The organism is Brevibacillus centrosporus (assembly GCF_046622605.1).
Taxonomy (GTDB): Bacteria; Bacillota; Bacilli; order Brevibacillales; family Brevibacillaceae; genus Brevibacillus; species Brevibacillus centrosporus.
Window position 1 is genome coordinate 3,020,120 of the sequence record NZ_CP176856.1, and the last position, 17,145, is coordinate 3,037,264.

Annotated in this window: 18 protein-coding genes; 15 read left to right on the forward strand and 3 right to left on the reverse strand. The window is 48.2% G+C overall.

Translation table 11 applies throughout. From position 1 onward, the window contains the following. The first annotated feature begins 154 nt into the window (after positions 1 to 154). The 3 genes from ACLIN2_RS15330 to ACLIN2_RS15340 all read left to right on the forward strand — a co-directional run bounded on the left by ACLIN2_RS15330 (position 155) and on the right by ACLIN2_RS15340 (position 1,396). Complete coding sequence (locus tag ACLIN2_RS15330; RefSeq protein WP_411504495.1) at positions 155 to 373, forward strand: hypothetical protein; 219 nt, start codon at positions 155 to 157, stop codon at positions 371 to 373. Continuing rightward, the gene (locus ACLIN2_RS15335) at positions 318 to 581 is read left to right on the forward strand and encodes an ester cyclase (protein ID WP_411504496.1); all 264 of its coding nucleotides are present in this window, start codon (positions 318 to 320) and stop codon (positions 579 to 581) included. The genes ACLIN2_RS15330 and ACLIN2_RS15335 overlap by 56 nt, the downstream gene beginning before the upstream one ends. Before the next feature lie 326 nt (positions 582 to 907). Further along, a complete protein-coding gene (locus tag ACLIN2_RS15340; protein WP_411504497.1) occupies positions 908 to 1,396 on the forward strand; it encodes a hypothetical protein in 489 nt (162 codons plus the stop codon). A gap of 49 nt (positions 1,397 to 1,445) precedes the next feature. On the opposite strand, the gene ACLIN2_RS15345 is transcribed toward ACLIN2_RS15340, so the two are convergent. Continuing rightward, positions 1,446 to 1,946 (reverse strand): GNAT family N-acetyltransferase, encoded by a 501-nt coding sequence (locus tag ACLIN2_RS15345; protein WP_327929209.1) that lies wholly within the window; start codon positions 1,944 to 1,946, stop codon positions 1,446 to 1,448. Between the two features lie 265 nt (positions 1,947 to 2,211). Between ACLIN2_RS15345 and ACLIN2_RS15350 the strand changes: the two genes are divergently transcribed. Both ACLIN2_RS15350 and ACLIN2_RS15355 read left to right on the forward strand, forming a co-directional pair. After that, complete coding sequence (locus ACLIN2_RS15350; RefSeq protein WP_411504498.1) at positions 2,212 to 2,382, forward strand: hypothetical protein; 171 nt, start codon at positions 2,212 to 2,214, stop codon at positions 2,380 to 2,382. A gap of 443 nt (positions 2,383 to 2,825) precedes the next feature. Continuing rightward, on the forward strand, positions 2,826 to 4,028 hold the full coding sequence (locus tag ACLIN2_RS15355; RefSeq protein ID WP_411501461.1) for a serine hydrolase domain-containing protein: 1,203 nt from the start codon (positions 2,826 to 2,828) through the stop codon (positions 4,026 to 4,028). A gap of 80 nt (positions 4,029 to 4,108) precedes the next feature. Here ACLIN2_RS15355 and ACLIN2_RS15360 read toward each other — a convergent pair whose 3' ends face one another. Next, the gene (locus ACLIN2_RS15360; protein WP_092276267.1) at positions 4,109 to 4,540 is read right to left on the reverse strand and encodes an SRPBCC family protein; all 432 of its coding nucleotides are present in this window, start codon (positions 4,538 to 4,540) and stop codon (positions 4,109 to 4,111) included. A 143-nt stretch (positions 4,541 to 4,683) separates the two neighbouring features. Here ACLIN2_RS15360 and ACLIN2_RS15365 point away from each other — a divergent pair, with 143 nt between their 5' ends. From ACLIN2_RS15365 to ACLIN2_RS15385, 5 genes are all read left to right on the forward strand, one after another. Then, positions 4,684 to 4,914 carry a hypothetical protein gene (locus tag ACLIN2_RS15365; RefSeq protein WP_092276270.1) on the forward strand — a complete coding sequence of 77 codons (231 nt, stop codon included), beginning with the start codon at positions 4,684 to 4,686 and terminating at the stop codon, positions 4,912 to 4,914. Positions 4,915 to 4,944: 30 nt separating this feature from the next. Next, on the forward strand, positions 4,945 to 6,093 hold the full coding sequence (locus ACLIN2_RS15370; RefSeq protein WP_411501462.1) for a GerAB/ArcD/ProY family transporter: 1,149 nt from the start codon (positions 4,945 to 4,947) through the stop codon (positions 6,091 to 6,093). Then, positions 6,056 to 7,651: a spore germination protein gene (locus ACLIN2_RS15375; RefSeq protein WP_411501463.1), complete on the forward strand. Its 1,596-nt coding sequence runs from the start codon at positions 6,056 to 6,058 to the stop codon at positions 7,649 to 7,651. Before ACLIN2_RS15370 ends, ACLIN2_RS15375 begins: the two co-directional genes overlap by 38 nt. Next, positions 7,651 to 8,859: a Ger(x)C family spore germination protein gene (locus ACLIN2_RS15380; RefSeq protein ID WP_411501464.1), complete on the forward strand. Its 1,209-nt coding sequence runs from the start codon at positions 7,651 to 7,653 to the stop codon at positions 8,857 to 8,859. The genes ACLIN2_RS15375 and ACLIN2_RS15380 overlap by 1 nt, the downstream gene beginning before the upstream one ends. Positions 8,860 to 9,040: 181 nt before the next feature. Then, a complete protein-coding gene (locus ACLIN2_RS15385) occupies positions 9,041 to 10,225 on the forward strand; it encodes an acyl-CoA dehydrogenase family protein (protein ID WP_411501465.1) in 1,185 nt (394 codons plus the stop codon). 99 nt (positions 10,226 to 10,324) lie between these two features. Here the strand turns inward: ACLIN2_RS15385 and ACLIN2_RS15390 are convergent, their stop codons facing one another. Then, entirely contained in the window at positions 10,325 to 10,657 is a 333-nt protein-coding gene (locus ACLIN2_RS15390; protein ID WP_092276288.1) for an antibiotic biosynthesis monooxygenase family protein, read from the reverse strand. A gap of 376 nt (positions 10,658 to 11,033) precedes the next feature. Between ACLIN2_RS15390 and ACLIN2_RS15395 the strand changes: the two genes are divergently transcribed. The 5 genes from ACLIN2_RS15395 to ACLIN2_RS15415 all read left to right on the forward strand — a co-directional run bounded on the left by ACLIN2_RS15395 (position 11,034) and on the right by ACLIN2_RS15415 (position 17,102). Then, the gene (locus tag ACLIN2_RS15395; RefSeq protein ID WP_310231605.1) at positions 11,034 to 12,281 is read left to right on the forward strand and encodes a dipeptidase; all 1,248 of its coding nucleotides are present in this window, start codon (positions 11,034 to 11,036) and stop codon (positions 12,279 to 12,281) included. Positions 12,282 to 12,497: 216 nt separating this feature from the next. After that, complete coding sequence (locus tag ACLIN2_RS15400; protein WP_411501466.1) at positions 12,498 to 14,549, forward strand: sigma 54-interacting transcriptional regulator; 2,052 nt, start codon at positions 12,498 to 12,500, stop codon at positions 14,547 to 14,549. 40 nt (positions 14,550 to 14,589) lie between these two features. Further along, complete coding sequence (locus ACLIN2_RS15405; RefSeq protein ID WP_411501467.1) at positions 14,590 to 15,153, forward strand: nitroreductase family protein; 564 nt, start codon at positions 14,590 to 14,592, stop codon at positions 15,151 to 15,153. A gap of 14 nt (positions 15,154 to 15,167) precedes the next feature. Further along, entirely contained in the window at positions 15,168 to 15,746 is a 579-nt protein-coding gene (locus ACLIN2_RS15410; RefSeq protein WP_411501468.1) for a nitroreductase family protein, read from the forward strand. A 120-nt stretch (positions 15,747 to 15,866) separates the two neighbouring features. After that, on the forward strand, positions 15,867 to 17,102 hold the full coding sequence (locus ACLIN2_RS15415; protein ID WP_092276303.1) for a M20 family metallopeptidase: 1,236 nt from the start codon (positions 15,867 to 15,869) through the stop codon (positions 17,100 to 17,102). The last annotated feature ends 43 nt before the right edge of the window (positions 17,103 to 17,145 follow it).

Here is a 17,145-nt window from a genome sequence, read left to right on the forward strand (position 1 = left end):
TGGCTAACGTGGAGATGCTTCAAGGACAGCTCCTATTTGATGTATGGAGGTAACGAGCAGTTATCTTCATCTCTACTCCAATCTTCTTGACATTTTTTCCATCGTAATACTAGAATCGGATTGAAAATCTTGGGATGTAGGGGAGCGTAGGAGCATGGAACTTGTAACGTCGGAGAACAACAAAAAAGTGGTGGAGCAATTTTTCGATGCGATTAACCATCGACAGATTGGCGCATTGACGGAATATTTAGCTGCCGATGTCATCGACTACAACAAAATCATCCACGGTGAAGCCGACGAGCCGGGTGGCGCCTTTGATGGTATCAAACAGCAGCTGGCGGCACCATGCTCGTATCGACGAAATCATTTCTGAGATTGACCGCGTGGTGGTACGGATTACTCAAAATGGTATTCACAGCGGAACTCATCCCCGGATGTTCAAACCGACGAATAAATGCTTCGAGAATGAGGCGATTTTCATCTTCACCGTGTCAGATGGAAAAATAAGTGAGATTCGGGCCGTCAGTGATCGTCTTGGACTTTTCCTCCAGCTTGGCTGGGAATGGCCCCACCCAAAATGACTCTCGAGCGGATTCTTGGATATGGATTGATGAATCAAGATGGTCTTGAACAGTGGTGATGATTGCTGGCAGCTTTCATGCATTTGTTTTTTTATTTCAGAACTAAATGAAGTTAAAAGGAACTAATTCCTCATTTATTGAGGATCATAACGAACCCTACCGAAAACGAAAAACTCTGTGAAATTGATGTGAATGCCAAAGATATTTATGGAGATATCATTGGTTCGTTGAGCTAAATGGTAGACTACCGGAATCATCGGAACCTGTTCTGCTTGGCGGATTCATCACAGATGAAGACCATACACCAATAGAAAAGAGGAAAAACAATGAGAGGGTATCCCCCTGAAATTGAACAGTTTCACCAAACCTTGTGCAGCTTAGCCGGTGTCGATTCTGCCATTAGCGGTGTGGATGATTTGTCATCTGTACATGCGGAGCTGCTTTTCGTATCGGAGTATGCCCATCTGCCACATGCCGCTCTGCTGCGTACCGGGGGAGGGCTGGACAATGAGGTTCTAATTCAATTTGAGCTTGTGCTGCAGTCGTCACAGGAAGGTTGGCAAGCACTTGAGTTTCTCGGCTGGTTCGTCCGGGATTGTGCAAGAGGCGGCCACAAGATGCAGCTGCGGCCGTTTGCGTTGCCGCCTGTGACGCCGTCTGGCAGACAGCTGGGTCATACGTTGAAGTTCCACCTTGATCTCTTCGTGGATGGCATTGATGACTCACTGGCTCCTGCCCTGCAGGTGGTATCTGAGATAAACCGGTCCTTAGAACTTGCCATCAGCTTGTATCAGATTAAACAAGCACAAGTATAAGATCGCACCTTTATTGAGTGTTTGCAATTACAACGTTCGTTTCAATATGTTAATGGTCATTTGTATCTAGTATCAAAATAAATTCTTCAACGTCTTCACTGCGTGCGTTGGAAAACCCCTTGTCCTCGCCGGAAATCTTGAAATTGCATTTTTGCAAGACGCGGATAGAGGCGATATTGTCTTTGGAAGCACGGGCATAAAGGGGCCGCGTCTTTACGAGATCCAGAAACTTTGAGAGTGCCTTGGTTGCGATGCCGTTGCCCCAGTATTCCTTTCCGATCCAATAACTGACGGCTGGCACACCGAACTGTTCAAAGTTCGAGATGTGGCCAACTATATGCCCATGGAAGAGTACAGTCTTTTTTTGGATAGTTTTGTCGCCTAAAACCTTGACCCAGTGGGCAGTGAATGCATCCCGGTCTGTTGGGTCCTTGGCAGTAAAGGCTGCCATATAGTTGGCAGCTGAGTCAAGTTGTTGCACGAAAAATACGGGAAGATCCGCCTCTATGACATCTCGTAACTGGACATCGCTTGTCGCAGTGTTTTCCAAAAAAAATCACCTCTTGTAATTAATTGAAAAAATTATAACAGACAGATTGATTCAAAGACAAATACGGATATAACACATCATTATTTGTGATAAAGGGTAAGGATGGCATGAATAGAAAGCGATTTGCCTGTGGCTCCAATTGGTGCACCTGGTCGATCGGACTCGGTTTTTAGCCGGATCTAGGAGCTCGGCTTTGCGGTTGAGCGGAACATCCTCTCCTTCACATGCTACTAGTCAACCAAAGAAGTTACGAGGAGGGAACGGGATGCAAGCAGGACGTGAGTTGAAATTCCGGGGTTGGGATAACCGGGAGAAAGAAATGCTTTCGTGTGGTCAATTAGACAACTTGGATTCACTCGGTGTATGGCCATTCATCAATATGATGAATGGTGAGCGGTTTGCAGCTATTGAACGAACGGGACCGATCGCTCAATAACGTCTGCCGGTTTTGCGCTCTTTTCTCAAGGAAACGGGCAGGTTTGTTCGATGAGGAGAGGGTGAACCTGGTAAATCAATTCTTGCAAACCACTGTTATAGACGAACTCTTAAATTCAATACCTGAATGAAAGCCACTCTACGCTGAGAAAACGGCTAAGTGGCTCGATGACTAGCTGCCATACGTCAATGATCCAGAGGCGGTCTAGGATTCTTGATTAACGTTCCCTTGACTGTCACTGACTTTTTTAACACGGTTAGTCTAATACAATTTTAGGAAGCGTTTAAGCATTGCAAAAAAGCTGATTAGATTTGTACGAAACTTCTGGCAATCGTGATCTTTAGAAAGGAAAACAGGCTGCTTCTGCGGAAATGAAACAGGTAAGGAAGTGAAAAAAGCCATTCCGAATCTAGGGAAAAGATGCTGAAAGGGAGTTTTACGCGATGAGTCTGTGGAAGCAACCGCCTGCAAAAGAACTGATTGCAGAAGTGGACAAGAAAATAGTCGCATTGATGGAGACGTATCAGATCGTCGGAGTCTCGGCTGCTGTCGTGAAAGAAAACCAGGTCGTTTGGGCCAATGAATATGGCTGGTCCGATCTGGATAGGGAGATTGCTGTTACGGAGGACACCGTTTTCCGTATTGCATCGATATCCAAGCTGTTTGTCGCCACTTCCTTGATGCAGCAGTATGAACAGGGCAAGTTTCAACTGGATGACGATATCAGTGATTACTTGGGCTTTTCGTTCCGCAATCCACACTATCCGGATGTTCCCATAACGTTTCGCCAGCTGTTGACACATACAACGAGCTTAAACGAGGATGAGACAGGGGGCGAGCTCTATGTGGTGTTCTCGAAAGCATCTCGCCAATCAGACCCACCGACCATGGAAGACCTGCTCGTTCCAGGCGGCTCCTTGTATGTAGACAGCTTGTGGAGCTCGTTTCAGCCTGGTGATCCACAATGCTTCGCCTATTCCAACCTCGCTTCGATGATCAATGCGGCATTGGTCGAGAGAATGTCTGGAGAGCGTTTCGATCAGTACTGCCGGGATCATATTCTTCGGCCACTTGGGATGACTGCCTCTGACTTTCATGTGCAGGCTTTAGCCGATATCAATAAGCTTGGTGTCATCTACAGCTTGGAAGAGGGACAGTTTATCGCAGGTGTCGATGATTGCAAAGGGGTGAAGCCGGAATCGATTGACTGGTCCAACGTTGCACCAGGAACGAACGGCTCTCTCTTTGGACCTCAAGGGGGGCTTCGCACGAATGCGCGAGAGCTGAGCAAATTTATGATGGCTATTATGCGAGGGGGCAGCTTCAACGGAGCACGCATCCTGCAGCCAGAAACGGTGGAGCAGATGCTCTCCACACAATGGGCGCAAGCGGGAGTTGATCAGGGCTTCCATGCTATCGGTTTGCAATTCCATATTACAGATGAATGTATTCCAGCGAAACGGATGTTTGGTCACGGCGGCAGTGCATACGGGCTGTACTCAGGCCTGTACTTTAGCCGCGAGGAAGACTTTGGCATTATTTTCGTGACAAATGGCTCGAACGCATCGGCTGGCACGCGCGGTTCTTTCAACAACGTGGAGGAAGCACTGATTGATACTCTGTACGAAGAGATCGTGAAAGAGTAGTTCTTGAGAAGCACCCCTGAAAGCTGGCAGCGGATTTCCCGTTGTGCTTTCAGGGGTGTTTTTGTGGTCAATCTGACTGTTTACTCATGCACAAGTGCTGCGCGCAATGTCGTAATACCGTGCTCCAAGTAGCCCTTTAGACATGTCAGCATGTATACCCAGCCTTCTTTGTTTCCTACGATCAGGGGGATCGCATCGGCGCTCTCCGGAAACTCTTCCTCGCATACTTCCACAATAGTCGTCGTATCGTCAATCGCTGTCAGCGCGATCGTGACCAGGTGTATCGTACCATAATCCCATTCAAAGGAGATTTTTTTGTCCGTTACGATTTCTTTTATGGTGATTTCGCCTTCCGCCTGGTACTCCTCGTAGCGCAGTGTGATGGTTTTGCCTGGCTCCCATCGCTTTGAACTGGAAGAAAACCAGAAATTCCCGATTTTTGAAGGGTCGACAAATGCTTCAAACACGTCGTGGGCCGACCGCGCTATTTTGATTTTCGTCTGGTTCTTCATCCGCATTCACCTCTGTCAAAGAATACCATTAAGTATATAGGAGAATAGTAGGAATTGCGAATAGAAGCCGGATGAAGTGTATGTTCACTCACCAATTGAAACATAATGAGTAGGAACAAATTTCCACGGGCTGGTGGTGCATCATGATTACGATTTCCGTGCTCGTTATTAGCGTGTCGATGATTTTCATGATTACGATGATCGATATCTGTTTGTACGGTAGATCCGTATGGGACACGCTCGTTTATATTTTCGATATAGACTTTGGCACCAAAGAGTATTACGTGATCTTTGGTTATCTCGTCAGCTTCGTGTTCACCGTTCGTACGGATTTGTCTCGTAGGAAGGAGCAGCGCTCAGAGCAGAGCTCGTGATCTACCATCTTGTGGTTTGGAGAAGGGTATATGCGTACAGACTTTGTTGAAAAAATATCGCTCAGCCAGTTTTTCTTAATGATTGTTATCTTTCAATTAGGAACAGCCATCGTCATTGGGCTCGGACAGTCAGCCAAGCAGGATGCATGGATTTCTGTTGGCATCGCGACGATTTATGGAGTGCTCTTGATCTTTGCCTACTGCTTCATGCTTTCCCTTCTTCCGGGCAAAGGCTTTTATGAATTGTTGAAGATAGCCTATGGAAGCCTGCTGTCACGGATTCTTTCTTATTTTTATGTGCTTTATTTTCTTTACATCGCTGCTAGGGTCACTCGAGATTTTTGCGAGCTCCTTACGACTGCGATCTATCCCAAAACGCCGATTGAGATTATTTCACTTTCTCTTGCTCTTATGTGCTGTTATTTTCTATATCAAGGGATAGAGGTTATCGGCAGGTCAACAGAGATCTTGTTTCCGTATTCTGCTGCATTTTTGATTCTATTGGTGATCTTCCTCTTTATTAATCGTTCTTTTCATAGCGAAAATCTTCGGCCTGTGCTGGAGTTTGGTTGGGGGCCCGTTTTTCAAGCTGTTTTTCCGTCGATGCTCGGGTTTCCTTTTGGAGAAATCGTCGCTTTGACCACGGTTATGGTTGCGGTAACTAGACAAGATTACTTAACAAAGGTAGGTATATCAGCCGTAGCAGTTGCGGGAACGATCCTGATGATTTTCACGATGATTAATGTGAGTGTTTTGGGGGTGGATATGATCGATCGAGTTGAGTTTCCACTCTTGAGTACCATCCGCGACATTTCCATTGCGAAATTTATCGAGAGGCTGGATGCCCTGGTCGTGTTCGTGATGATGCTGGGAATCTGGCTCAAGGTGTGCGTCTTTTTGTTCGCAGCGTTAAAAGGGATGGAATCTATAACCCTGATTCCTTATCGGAACTTTGTCTTCCCGATTGGGTTGCTCGTTTCTTCCATATCTGTGTTTATTGCGGCCAACTTTGCCGAGCACATTGAGGAGGGATTAGTTGCAGTCCCGCTTTATCTTCATATCCCATTTCAGATCGGCATCCCTTTAGTAACAACGGTGATACTCCTCATAAAGGTGAGAAGAAGAAAAGGGGAAAAAAAGCATGAGGGACTTGACAACGTGGTTCAAAGCGAAAATTAGGCAAATGCAGATCAGAGAGGAACGGATTTACAGCTATCATTCTTCTACCGAAGGGGACAAGCACATCCATTCAGAAGTGGAAATAAACAAGCAAGAGATTCGCAGCATATTTGGAAATACGGCGGATTTGCATACCATCGGAATCAGAGTACAGGGGCGCGAGGGTATGCTCAGCTATTTGTCATCCACCATCGATCTGCAGATGGTCAATCAGATATTTATGGAACCGCTGTCGGATCTCGATGGAACAGAATCTGAAATCGATAATGACGAAGAGCTGGAACGTTACATGCAAACTTCTTTCTCTGGCAAAAAGTACGTGATGGCGAGTACGTTAAATCAGCTCACGTGGTTGATCCTGTCTGGTTATGTCGTTGTTTGCTTGGATGGCATGACGAGGGCAGTTGCCTTGTATTGTCCCCAAAAAAGCCAAAGAGCCATAGAAGAACCTACTACCCAAACGGTAATTAAAGGACCGAAGGAAGGATTTACGGAATCAGCGGAGCAATCCATCACGTTGATCCGCAAACGGATTAAAAATCCAAAGCTGCGTTTTGAACCATTTCAGTTGGGGACGGAAACCCATACTTCGATTTATCTGGCTTACATAGAAGGCATTATCAATCCAGCGATCCTTCAGGAAGTTCGCAAACGCATTCAATCTATTCATACGAACGCAGTCTTTGATTCGGGAATGATTGAGGAGTTTATTACGGATAAAACAATGACTCCGTTTCCATTGGTTTTTAATACAGAGCGTCCAGATACTACCGCAGCCAATCTCATCTCCGGAAAAGCGATGATCATTGTAGACGGCTCTCCGTTCGTACTATCTATGCCAGCGACCTTAAACGATTTCTTTCAAATCTCGGAGGATTACTATCAGCCATTTATGATGGCGACCTTTATCCGTTTCATTCGCTATATTGCCTTTCTCATCGCACTGATCATGCCGGCTGCTTATGTAGCCATCATTACGTATCACCACGAATTATTACCGACGCCTCTCATGATCAGTATTATGGCTCAAAGGGAAAGTATTCCGTTCCCAGCCGTCGTCGAAGTTCTGATCATGGAGTTCACTTTTGAAATCCTTCGTGAAGCAGGGATTCGCATGCCTCGCGCCGTCGGGATGACTGTATCGGTCGTAGGTGGGTTAGTAATCGGACAAGCAGCTGTAGAAGCGGGGATTATTTCCAGTATTATGGTTATCATCGTCGCGCTTACGGCCATTGCCAGCTTTGTAAGTCCCGTTTACAGCTTTTCCATGGCGGCGCGGCTGCTTCGGTTTGGGTTGGTCATTTTGGCGGCTTCGCTGGGACTCTATGGTGTCATGCTGGGGTTGTTTTTCATGGTCGGACACTTAAACAGCTTGCGTTCTTTCGGCATCCCGTATCTTTCGCCGATGGCACCGTTTATTTTGGAGGATCAAAAAGATGTCATCCTGCGTCTTCCGGTATTCACGATGAAAAAAAGACCCACCTCGAACCAGCCTGCTGATGTCATCAAGCAGCCCAATGCCCATTCGCCCACACCTCCGCAGAAAGAAGGGACATAATGGGGTATAGACGAGTCATAAAATTGCTTCTTTTGTGCTGTGTATTCACATTCATGACGACGGGCTGCTGGGACCGCAAAGAGTTAAACGAGATTTCCTTGATTTCCGGAATTGCCATAGACAAGGGTGAGAATAAGAAGTACAAGCTGAGTGCGGAAACGGTCAATATCACGGAGCTGTCCCCCAAGACAAAGGGCGGAGAGACGCCGTCCGTCGTGTACACGCAGGAAGGGGACACCATTTCCGAGCTTGTGCAAAAGATGAATACAGGCCTCTCGAGAAAACTGATCCTATCGCATATGAGCGTAGTGGTGATTTCGGAGGAGATTGCCAAATCGAGCTTAATGGAATTTCTTGATTATATGGATCGCTATCGGGAGGTACGCAATGATTTTAACCTGGTAGTAGCCAAGGGAGTGGAAGCAGAAGAAATACTTACGGTTCTCTATCCGTTCCAAAAAATCTCCACGCTTAAGCTCAAGGTTCAGCTAAACACTCTGCAGGATGAGTGGGGCGGCGATCCCGATGTGCGTCTCAAGGATTTTATCAAGGCATTGGTATCGAAAGGGAGGAGCCCTGTAGCGGTGGCATTGACTGTTTCCGGTACCAAGCACATTCAAAATTCGACAGATATCATGAAGCATCCGATCCCACCTTCCTTGATCACTGTACCCGGTATGGCTGTCTTTGATAAAGAAAAATTGGTGGGTTATCTGCCGCTTGAAGGTGTGCGTGTTTATCTCTGGACGCAAAACAAATTGCGGCATACTTCGTTGTCGGTTCCCTGCTCCAAGGATAAATACATCAATGTCCTCGTCTACAATTCATCTACAAATGTAAAAGCCCGCGGCAAAAATGACGTTCCGCATATTCAACTGAACATCAAAGTGGAGACGATCCTGGATGGTACTCAATGTGGTGCAGACTTGTCCAAGCATTCTTCTTATGTGGATTATGAGAAGAAGGCGGCAGATTTTATCCGAGCGGAGGTGCTCGCAACGATCAAGAAAGTGCAAAAGGATTTTGGTACTGACATTTTTGGTTTTGGAGATCACATGCATCTTCAGGATCCGGCTTACTTCCACAAAGTTTCGGACAGATGGCAGGAGGCGTTCAAAAAAGCAAACATCGAGGTCAAGGTAGATGCCAGGATCAGGAGATCGGGATTGGACACGAAGAGTTTTCTGCAGCAGCTCCCCCCTCGGTAATTACGCGCAGACGACATTCCTTTTCGAGCACCCCCACACGAGCAAACTGCTTGTCTGGGGGTGTTTTGGTTTGGGACGGAACTACCTTTCACGAGGCAGCAAATGCGTGGAAAACAGCGCAATGATTGAAGGATCCAAGAAAAGCGAATATGATAACAAGTAGGATAGGAGGTGCGGTCGTGTGACTACACAGAAAAGAAACGATCCATTTATCCGCAATGAAAAGGAAGCGCACTTGGTGAAGACAGCTGCGGAGTTGGCCGAGCGTTTTGCCGCAAGGGCGCCTCTGCATGATCGCGAAGGAAGCTTTCCTTTTAAAAATATCCAGGATCTAAAGGACTCGGGCTATGTGAAATTAACCGTTCCTCGCGAGTATGGAGGAGAAGAAATTTCGCTCTATGAAATGCTCTTGATTCAAGAACAACTTGGGCGGGGGGATGGCTCTACAGCGCTTTCGATCGGCTGGCACATGGGTTTGATGCTCCACTACCGGACGACTCGTTCCTGGCCAGAGGAGCTGTTCCGATCGTTTTGCCGAGAAGTGGTGGAAAAAGGCACGCTCCTGAACCATTTTTCGACAGAGCGATCGTCTGGCAGCCCCAGCAGAGGCGGAACACCGCAGACGACAGCCGTGAAGACAGAGGGAGGCTGGTTACTCTCCGGGAGAAAAACCTTTAGCACACTAAGTCCTGTGCTGGATACATTTTTGGTCTCGGTCAGCATAGTGGAACGAAATGAAATAGGGAGCTTCTTGGTACGCTCCTCCGACCGGATTCACATCGATGAGACGTGGGATACGCTGGGGATGCGCTCTACAGGAAGTCATGACGTGGTATTGGATCAGGCATTTGTCCCGGATGAGGCGCTCATCAGCTCCTATCCGGTTGGGCAGAAGCCACAGGCACCGAGTGATGCCAGCGCGTGGCTATTGCATATTCCTGCGTGCTATTTAGGCATTGCCCACGCTGCGCGGGATTTTGCTGTTTCTTTTGCCAAAAGCTATCATCCTGCGAGCCTGCCCACGCCGATCGCTGACTTGCCTACTGTCCAACAGCAAATTGGGCTTTTGGAGTCAGAGCTGCTAGTCGCACGTCACCTCATGTATGCAATCGCGGATCGTTGGGACAAAGACCCATCGGGCAGGCTTCAGCTGATTCCAGAGCTGGGGCTGGTGAAATACGTCGCAACGAATCACGCTATTTCCATCGTAGATAAGGCGATGCGGGTTGTGGGTGGGGCGAGCTTGTCCCGTTCCTTGCCTTTGGAGCGGATGTATCGTGACGTTCGGGCAGGGCTGCACAATCCACCCATGGACGAAAACGTGATACGCAACTTGGCGATGCGGGCGCTAGCGGAGATGGACTAGACAGGGCCTGACTGGCTTGCAGGAAAATAAACAATCTATCCCCATACAATACCCCCCGATAATGCTGGTTGTTATCGGGGGTATTGTATGGGTGTTTTCCTATGTATTTCTCGCTTCAAATTCGTAATCTCTCTCGACCTTGCAGACTCTTGTTTTATAGTGCTGATACCACTCCGACCTTCCTTTCCTTTGAGCGACGAGATGTCTTTCGTTCTGCTTCCAATTTTGAATGGCTTCAAGTGATTCCCAATAAGACACGGTGATCCCGAGACCTTCTCGGGCACTTTCCACACCCAGAAAACCAGGTTGACAGGATGCTAGCTCTACCATTTCATCCGCCATGTCCCCATATCCGTTGTCTCCATCCGTCCGTTCCGAAGTGAAAATGACGGCATAGTACGGTGGCTGTGGTGTTTTGGCAATTCCGCTCATCGATATCCCTCCCAATCTTTCTGCCTCGGTGTAAGGCATTGTCACAGATGCTGGCAAGAGCTATCTTTTCGACGTGGGCTTTGCGCATTCCTTTCTTTAGATCGCTAAGGCAAAGAAAAGAAAGGCTTGGACTTAGGCTTACTCAAAATGAGTTCTCTTAGGTTGCTCTATTAGGGTGAAGTTGGTTTCAAACATCGTTAGCTTTTCTGTATAGCAGTGAAGACAGCCCAGGAAAAACGCTGATAAGTCTTGCCTTTTTCCTTATGCTCCCACTTGGCATCGAAAATGCATCTTGTTCACTATGAATAGCCAATGGCTCGTGCGATGACAGAGAGCCTCCTATCCATCGTATGAAGAACAGAAAGGTGTGATTTCTATGCAAAAAAAGGATTACAAAGGGTATCGCGCTTATCAGTATTTGGAGCCAGGAGTTGATTTCAAAGAATTCAAGCTATCCAAAGAAACAGGTTTATTCCCTGCGTATACGATTCCATTGACGACCGCACAAGAAGAGCGAGCGAGGCGGCTTTTCGAGGAAAACGTCGTGATTTCTCTGCATGACCACATGTTTGTCGCGCCTGAGAATCTGAATGAGTTCTTCGAGTTTCGTCGGTGGGGCAGAGACAGCATGGGCTATGAAGGACTGAGTCAGTCAGGGCTCGATTGCGTGTTTGACAATCTCATGAATGGAACAGCCATGATTACTTCTCGTGCCGGGTGGAAATGGGATGACATCCTGTTTGATTTAGGCATGCGCTTATGTGATATCGCGCATCAGGACATGGTAGTGCTCGGACTCACCACAGAGGACATCCGCCAGGCGAAGAAAAATGGAAAAATCGCTTTTGTGCCATCGCTGGAGGCTTCCACGATGATCGAGAACGAGCTGGATCGCCTGGATATTCTGTACGGCTTCGGTGTTCGCTGCATGGGGATCGCCTATAGTGAAGGAAATTCGTTAGGGTACGGATTGAAGGAGAAGAACGATGGGGGACTGACGGAGTTCGGCAGACAGGCGGTGCGCCGCATGAACAAGCTGGGCATCGCTATCGATATCTCTCACTCTGGAGACAAAACCTCGTTGGATACGATTGAGACGAGCGACAAACCGATCTTCATTACCCATGCAGGGGCGCGTTCTCTGTGGGAATCCAACCGCTTGAAGCCGGATCACATTATTCAGGCATGCGCAGAGCGTGGGGGCGTCATCGGAATTGAAGCAGCTCCTCATACGACGATGACGAAAAATCAGCCAAGGCACAATCTGGACTCTTTCATGGAGCATTTCGAGTATTGCGCGAACCTCGTGGGCATTGATCATGTCGCATTCGGTCCAGATGTGCTGTTCGGAGACCACGTGGGCATCCACCGCGTATTTGCCAGTGCCCTGTCCATCTCAGCTGCACACGGAAAGAAAAATTTCGAGGAAGTCGATTATGTAGCAGGGATCGAAAATCCGACAGAAGCCTTCCCGAATATTGTGCGCTGGTTGATCACTCGTGGATATTCCGATGAAGATATCGCCAAAGTGATCGGCGGAAATATCATGCGCGTACTGGAAGAGGTCTGGTATGATCCGAAATCGATGAGTGTAGGCAAGAAGGATGAAAAAGCTCGCGCCTGATCCATCTTATCTTTGCTAGGTCAGTCCTAATTCGAAACGATTCATCCGGATAGTTCTCGCTTAGCATTTCTTCGCTAATAAGAGAGCTATCTTTCTTTATCAAGCAACTTCCAGAAAAATCCAGTCACACCAAAATTTTTTGACCCTATTAACCAGAGGAGTTCCCATACTATGATGGTAGAGAATATCCGTATGACTATCTTGGGAGGGGATACTGTGGATAAGCGAACCGTTCTGGTTGTGGCAAAAGATCATCGCACCCATTCTGTTTTTGCGAATCAAATCAATGATTTTTTCCAAAATCGCATTACCATTCTCCATGAGTCGAAAATCTCCAATACTGATGAGGTTGACTTGGTTCTCGTATCGTCACCGAAAGTGATGGAGGGCTGGAACATACCAAGTGAGAAGCTCATTATTGCTAGACGAGCCATTAACATCGCCAAAATGGAAGAGCTTGTGACCCTCCCCTCGGATGTGCGTTGTCTTGTCGTCAACAATATGCTCGAGACCTCCTATGAAACGATTGAGCTGCTCCGAAATCTTGGCTTTCAGTTCGATATGGTGCCGTACTATCCAGGATGCAAACAGCCGATCGACGGTATTCATACGGCGATTTACGCGGAAGGAGCAGAGCTGCTGCCGCGGGGCATGCAGAAGGTCGTCAATATCGGAATTCGTCCACTCGATGTTTCTACTATTATTGAGCTAGCCGTTCGCCTGAACACCAATGTGGACCGAGCAAATCTATATGCGGCCAGGTACATCCGGGAAATCATTGAGCACAGCAGACGTTTTTACCGAACCTTGAATCAAATGAAAGAATTGAACAAGCATTTGGATACCATCCTCAATACCGTCCACGAAGGCATCATCACGACCGATCCCAATAAAACCATCATTCAAATCAACCAAGCAGCGAAGAACATCCTCGGCATCTCAGACTTAAACAAAGATCTGGTAGGCAAACCCGTCGATGAGGTACTGCCATGGCTTTCCCTTCCGGAAGGCAAAGAGCAGATCGAGGTCAACAAGGTGCAAGCCGTTCAGCATCTGAATCTGGTCGTGAACAACACCCCGATCACTTTGGAGGATGAAAAGATAGGGGTTGTGACTGCGTTTCAAGACGTGACCAACATCCAGAAGGTCGAGCAGGAAGTGCGGAAGGAATTGCAGGGAAAAGGCTTATCCTCAAAATACACGATCAAAGACATCATCGGGAAAAGTGAACGTCTTACCTCAACATTGGACGTGCTCCAAAAAATATCAGCTACGGACAAAACCGTCCTGATTCTGGGAGAGAACGGCACTGGTAAGGAATTATTTGCTCACTCTATTCACAGCCTATCGAAACGTAGAAACGGTCCCTTTTTGCCGGTGAATTTTGCAGGATTGCCCGAATCGCTGGCGGAAAGCGAGCTGTTTGGCTACGAGGGTGGATCTTTTACGGGAGCAAAGAAGAACGGGAAGCCTGGGTTGTTCGAGCTAGCGCACAATGGGACGTTATTTCTGGATGAGATCGGGGATGCTTCTCCCTCACTGCAAGCACTCTTGCTCCGTGTCTTGCAGGAAAAGCAGGTGATGCGAATAGGGGGGCAGCAAATCATCCCCATCGACGTTCGAATCATCGCTGCGACCAACCGCAGTCTGAAGGACCTCGTAGAGGAAGGGAAATTTCGCCAGGACTTGTACTACCGTTTATTTGTTCTGCCGCTGAGAGTACCCTCACTGCGAGAAAGAAGAGAAGACATTCCGCTTCTCGTCGACCATTTTATCCGAGAAAATACCGTCGTGAAAGTACAGATGGAGCCCGCTGTCATGCATCGTCTTCTCACCTACGATTGGCCCGGGAATGTACGGGAGCTCAACAGCGTGGTGCAATATATGACGAGTGTAATGACTGGAAGCACCATCACGGAGAATGATCTTCCCGAACAGTTCCGGGAAACGGAGCAGCTGGTGAGGGAAACCAAACGCGGGGACATGGAGGAGCTGGAGGCCAAAGGAGAGCTGTTAAGCTTCTTTGTCATACTGGAATGTCTGGAGCAGGCAAAAAGTAGATTGGAATGTGTAGGGAGAGGAAAAATCGTAGAATTCGCCTCGCGAAAAGGCGTGCCGATAACGGATCAGCAAGTGCGCCATCGGATGGATAGCTTAAAAGATCTCGGCTACATTTTTTCAGGGCGAAGGGGGCAAGGCAGCCGTATCACGGACAAAGGTTTGCATATGCTCTCTATGATGAAGCAATCGATGGAGCTGCGTGCGTAAATGTGGTTCCGAATATTCAATAGATTTATGAGAGAAAGGAATGATTGCTTTGGTTCATACCGAGAATGCGGAGTGGGACAACGTCATGAACACGATCATAAATGTGCGAAGCTACCTGGAAGCACCCGTACCAGAGCAGGCTTTGAATGAAGTATTCCATGCCTTTACATTAGGGCCGTCCTTGGCGAATACACAGCCTTGGGAGCTGCTGCTGGTCACGACATCCGAAGAGAGGGAGAAGCTGATAGCCGCCACACTGGATCCCTTTCTGTCGCCAGATAGCTACGGAGGGCAAGCGTGGTTGAAGAGCGCACCTGTCATCGTAGTGGTGATGCTTGAAAAGAGAAGGGCTTTGGTACGGCTAGGGGAGCGAGGCGAAATCTTTGCGATTCAAGATACGTTTAGCGCCATCCAGAACGCGCGCTTGTCTGCTGCTGTTCATGGCCTCAGTACGTCGGTCATTCGGGAATTTGACCCGCAAATCCTGCACAAAAACTTGGAACTGCCCTGGTACATAGAGCCAATTGCGATTCTTACTATCGGCTACAGCGAGGAAGAAAAGGAAATTCCGCCGCGACTGACGGTTGCCGAGATCTTCACGTAAAGGACGTGGACAGGATGAAATCAGAATCGTGTTACCCCATTCCTGCGATTTTTGAGCGTGTGAGCAAACGAAAGTTCACCCAACAACCTATTGCACCCGAAATGCTCGAGCAGCTTTTGCTAGCCGCCACACGGGCCCCTTCCAGTGGCAACATGCAGCCTTGGGAGTTCATCGTGATAGATAAGCCCGACAAAAAGCAGGAAATTGTACGCTCCACCTACAGCGGCTACTTTTCCAAAGGAAAAAACTATCAATATTGGATCGCCGACGCTGCAGTAGTGATCGTCGCTTGCACCAACGTAAAGCGGACAGCAGCCAGATATGGACCAGCAGGAGCAGAGTGGGCGATGATCGACACGGCGGCTGCCGTGCAAAATATGCTGTTAACCGCTACCGCTCTGGGTTTGTCCGGCTGCTGGGTAGGAGGGATCAACGAGCAGGCGATCAAAGCAAGCCTTCGGATCCCCGAGTACGTTCGGATCATCGGACTTTTGCCCATTGGTTATTCCGTGGAAGAAGCTGCTCCCAAAAGCCGTCTGCCGCTCAAGTGGGTGACTCACCATAACACCTATGACGTTCCTTTTTACGATTAGGTTCCCGCTCACACCCTAAGACACCACAATCCCCCTCCAAAAAACGAAATTCAGGCGCTTTTCAGCATGTTTTGATTGGCATAGACTTTGCAATTATTCATCCTCGAGGAGGGGTAACGCATGAATGAAACGAAAACGCAGGAGCTATTCCAGGTGGTCGAAGAGATGAGACCGCAGATCATTACATTTCTTCAAAGCCTGGTCCAAATCCCAAGTGAAAATCCACCGGGAAACTACGTGGAAATATGTGATTTCTTAGAGAAAGGGCTGACGGAGTTAGGGTTTGAAGTGCAAGTCATCTCTGTGCCAGATGGTTTGACCCAGGCGGCAGGCTTGAGTACTCCACGCAAGAATGTCGTGGCCATCCTGCGCGGTTCGGGTGGGGGAAGGAACCTGATTTTTAACTCCCATCTCGATACCGTTCCAGCTGGAGATCCTGCGCAGTGGGATTATCCTCCCTTTTCCGGAGCGATTGCGAATGGGCGTATCTACGGGAGAGGTGCGACCGATTCCAAGGGAAGATTGAGCGCGTACATCATGGCTGCTGTCGCATTGGCAAAAACCGATATTGCGCGAAAAGGGGACGTCATCATAGCGGCGACCTGCGACGAGGAAACAGGCGGTATCTTGGGTGCAGGCTATATCAATCAGAACGGGCATGTACACGGAGACATGGTGATCGTAGAAGGTTACAGCAATCACATTGTGCGGGCGATGGCAGGCGTTTTGCAGCTAAAAATCGTCACGGAGGGCATCCCTGCCCATGCCGGCTATAAATGGAAAGGGTTAAACGCTGTAGAAAAGATGGCGAAGGTCGTACAGGGGCTGGAAAAATTACAGGAGGAGCTCGAGGGAGAGCCTTCCTCTATTCCCGGGATGAAGTATACAACTGTCAATATCGGTACGATCCAGGGAGGAACAAAGGTCAATGTTGTCCCCGCATCATGTGAGATCGAAGTAGATTTCCGTGTCATTCCCGAGCATAGCCTCGATTCACTCTATGGTCGTGTAGAGGCGATCCTTCAGTCATTAGAGCTTGAAGACCCCACCTTTAAAGCCAAGCTCACGCGCATTACTGACTTTCAGACAGAGCCAACCATCACAGATGAAAATTCGCCGCTCATTTCCGAGCTCCAGCAGGCCGTCCAAGAAGTAACGGGACGTACCTTGCCTGTAGTTGGAATTTTGGCACAAGCAGATACGCGCTGGTTCATCCAGAATGGCATACCCGGCATCAATTTCGGGCCCGGCACCAGCGAGAACAGCATCCATGGCTTTAATGAATGTATGGAAATCGAAGACTTGATTCAGACGACGAAGATCCTTACCGTCCTCACGAAAAACATCGTCGGCTGATTGCTCCTATCCGAATGCTTTTAAAATCGAAAAGGAAAGAGGA

Excerpts from the sequence above, each read along its gene's own strand:
- ACLIN2_RS15330 (WP_411504495.1), top strand. The coding sequence starts at position 155 with ATGGAACTTGTAACGTCGGAGAACAACAAAAAAGTGGTGGAGCAATTT.
- ACLIN2_RS15335 (WP_411504496.1), top strand. The coding sequence starts at position 318 with ATGGTATCAAACAGCAGCTGGCGGCACCATGCTCGTATCGACGAAATC.
- ACLIN2_RS15340 (WP_411504497.1), top strand. The coding sequence starts at position 908 with ATGAGAGGGTATCCCCCTGAAATTGAACAGTTTCACCAAACCTTGTGC.
- ACLIN2_RS15350 (WP_411504498.1), top strand. The coding sequence starts at position 2,212 with ATGCAAGCAGGACGTGAGTTGAAATTCCGGGGTTGGGATAACCGGGAG.
- ACLIN2_RS15355 (WP_411501461.1), top strand. The coding sequence starts at position 2,826 with ATGAGTCTGTGGAAGCAACCGCCTGCAAAAGAACTGATTGCAGAAGTG.
- ACLIN2_RS15360 (WP_092276267.1), bottom strand. The coding sequence starts at position 4,540 with ATGAAGAACCAGACGAAAATCAAAATAGCGCGGTCGGCCCACGACGTG.
- ACLIN2_RS15365 (WP_092276270.1), top strand. The coding sequence starts at position 4,684 with ATGATTACGATTTCCGTGCTCGTTATTAGCGTGTCGATGATTTTCATG.
- ACLIN2_RS15370 (WP_411501462.1), top strand. The coding sequence starts at position 4,945 with ATGCGTACAGACTTTGTTGAAAAAATATCGCTCAGCCAGTTTTTCTTA.
- ACLIN2_RS15375 (WP_411501463.1), top strand. The coding sequence starts at position 6,056 with ATGAGGGACTTGACAACGTGGTTCAAAGCGAAAATTAGGCAAATGCAG.
- ACLIN2_RS15380 (WP_411501464.1), top strand. The coding sequence starts at position 7,651 with ATGGGGTATAGACGAGTCATAAAATTGCTTCTTTTGTGCTGTGTATTC.
- ACLIN2_RS15390 (WP_092276288.1), bottom strand. The coding sequence starts at position 10,657 with ATGAGCGGAATTGCCAAAACACCACAGCCACCGTACTATGCCGTCATT.
- ACLIN2_RS15395 (WP_310231605.1), top strand. The coding sequence starts at position 11,034 with ATGCAAAAAAAGGATTACAAAGGGTATCGCGCTTATCAGTATTTGGAG.
- ACLIN2_RS15405 (WP_411501467.1), top strand. The coding sequence starts at position 14,590 with ATGATTGCTTTGGTTCATACCGAGAATGCGGAGTGGGACAACGTCATG.
- ACLIN2_RS15410 (WP_411501468.1), top strand. The coding sequence starts at position 15,168 with ATGAAATCAGAATCGTGTTACCCCATTCCTGCGATTTTTGAGCGTGTG.
- ACLIN2_RS15415 (WP_092276303.1), top strand. The coding sequence starts at position 15,867 with ATGAATGAAACGAAAACGCAGGAGCTATTCCAGGTGGTCGAAGAGATG.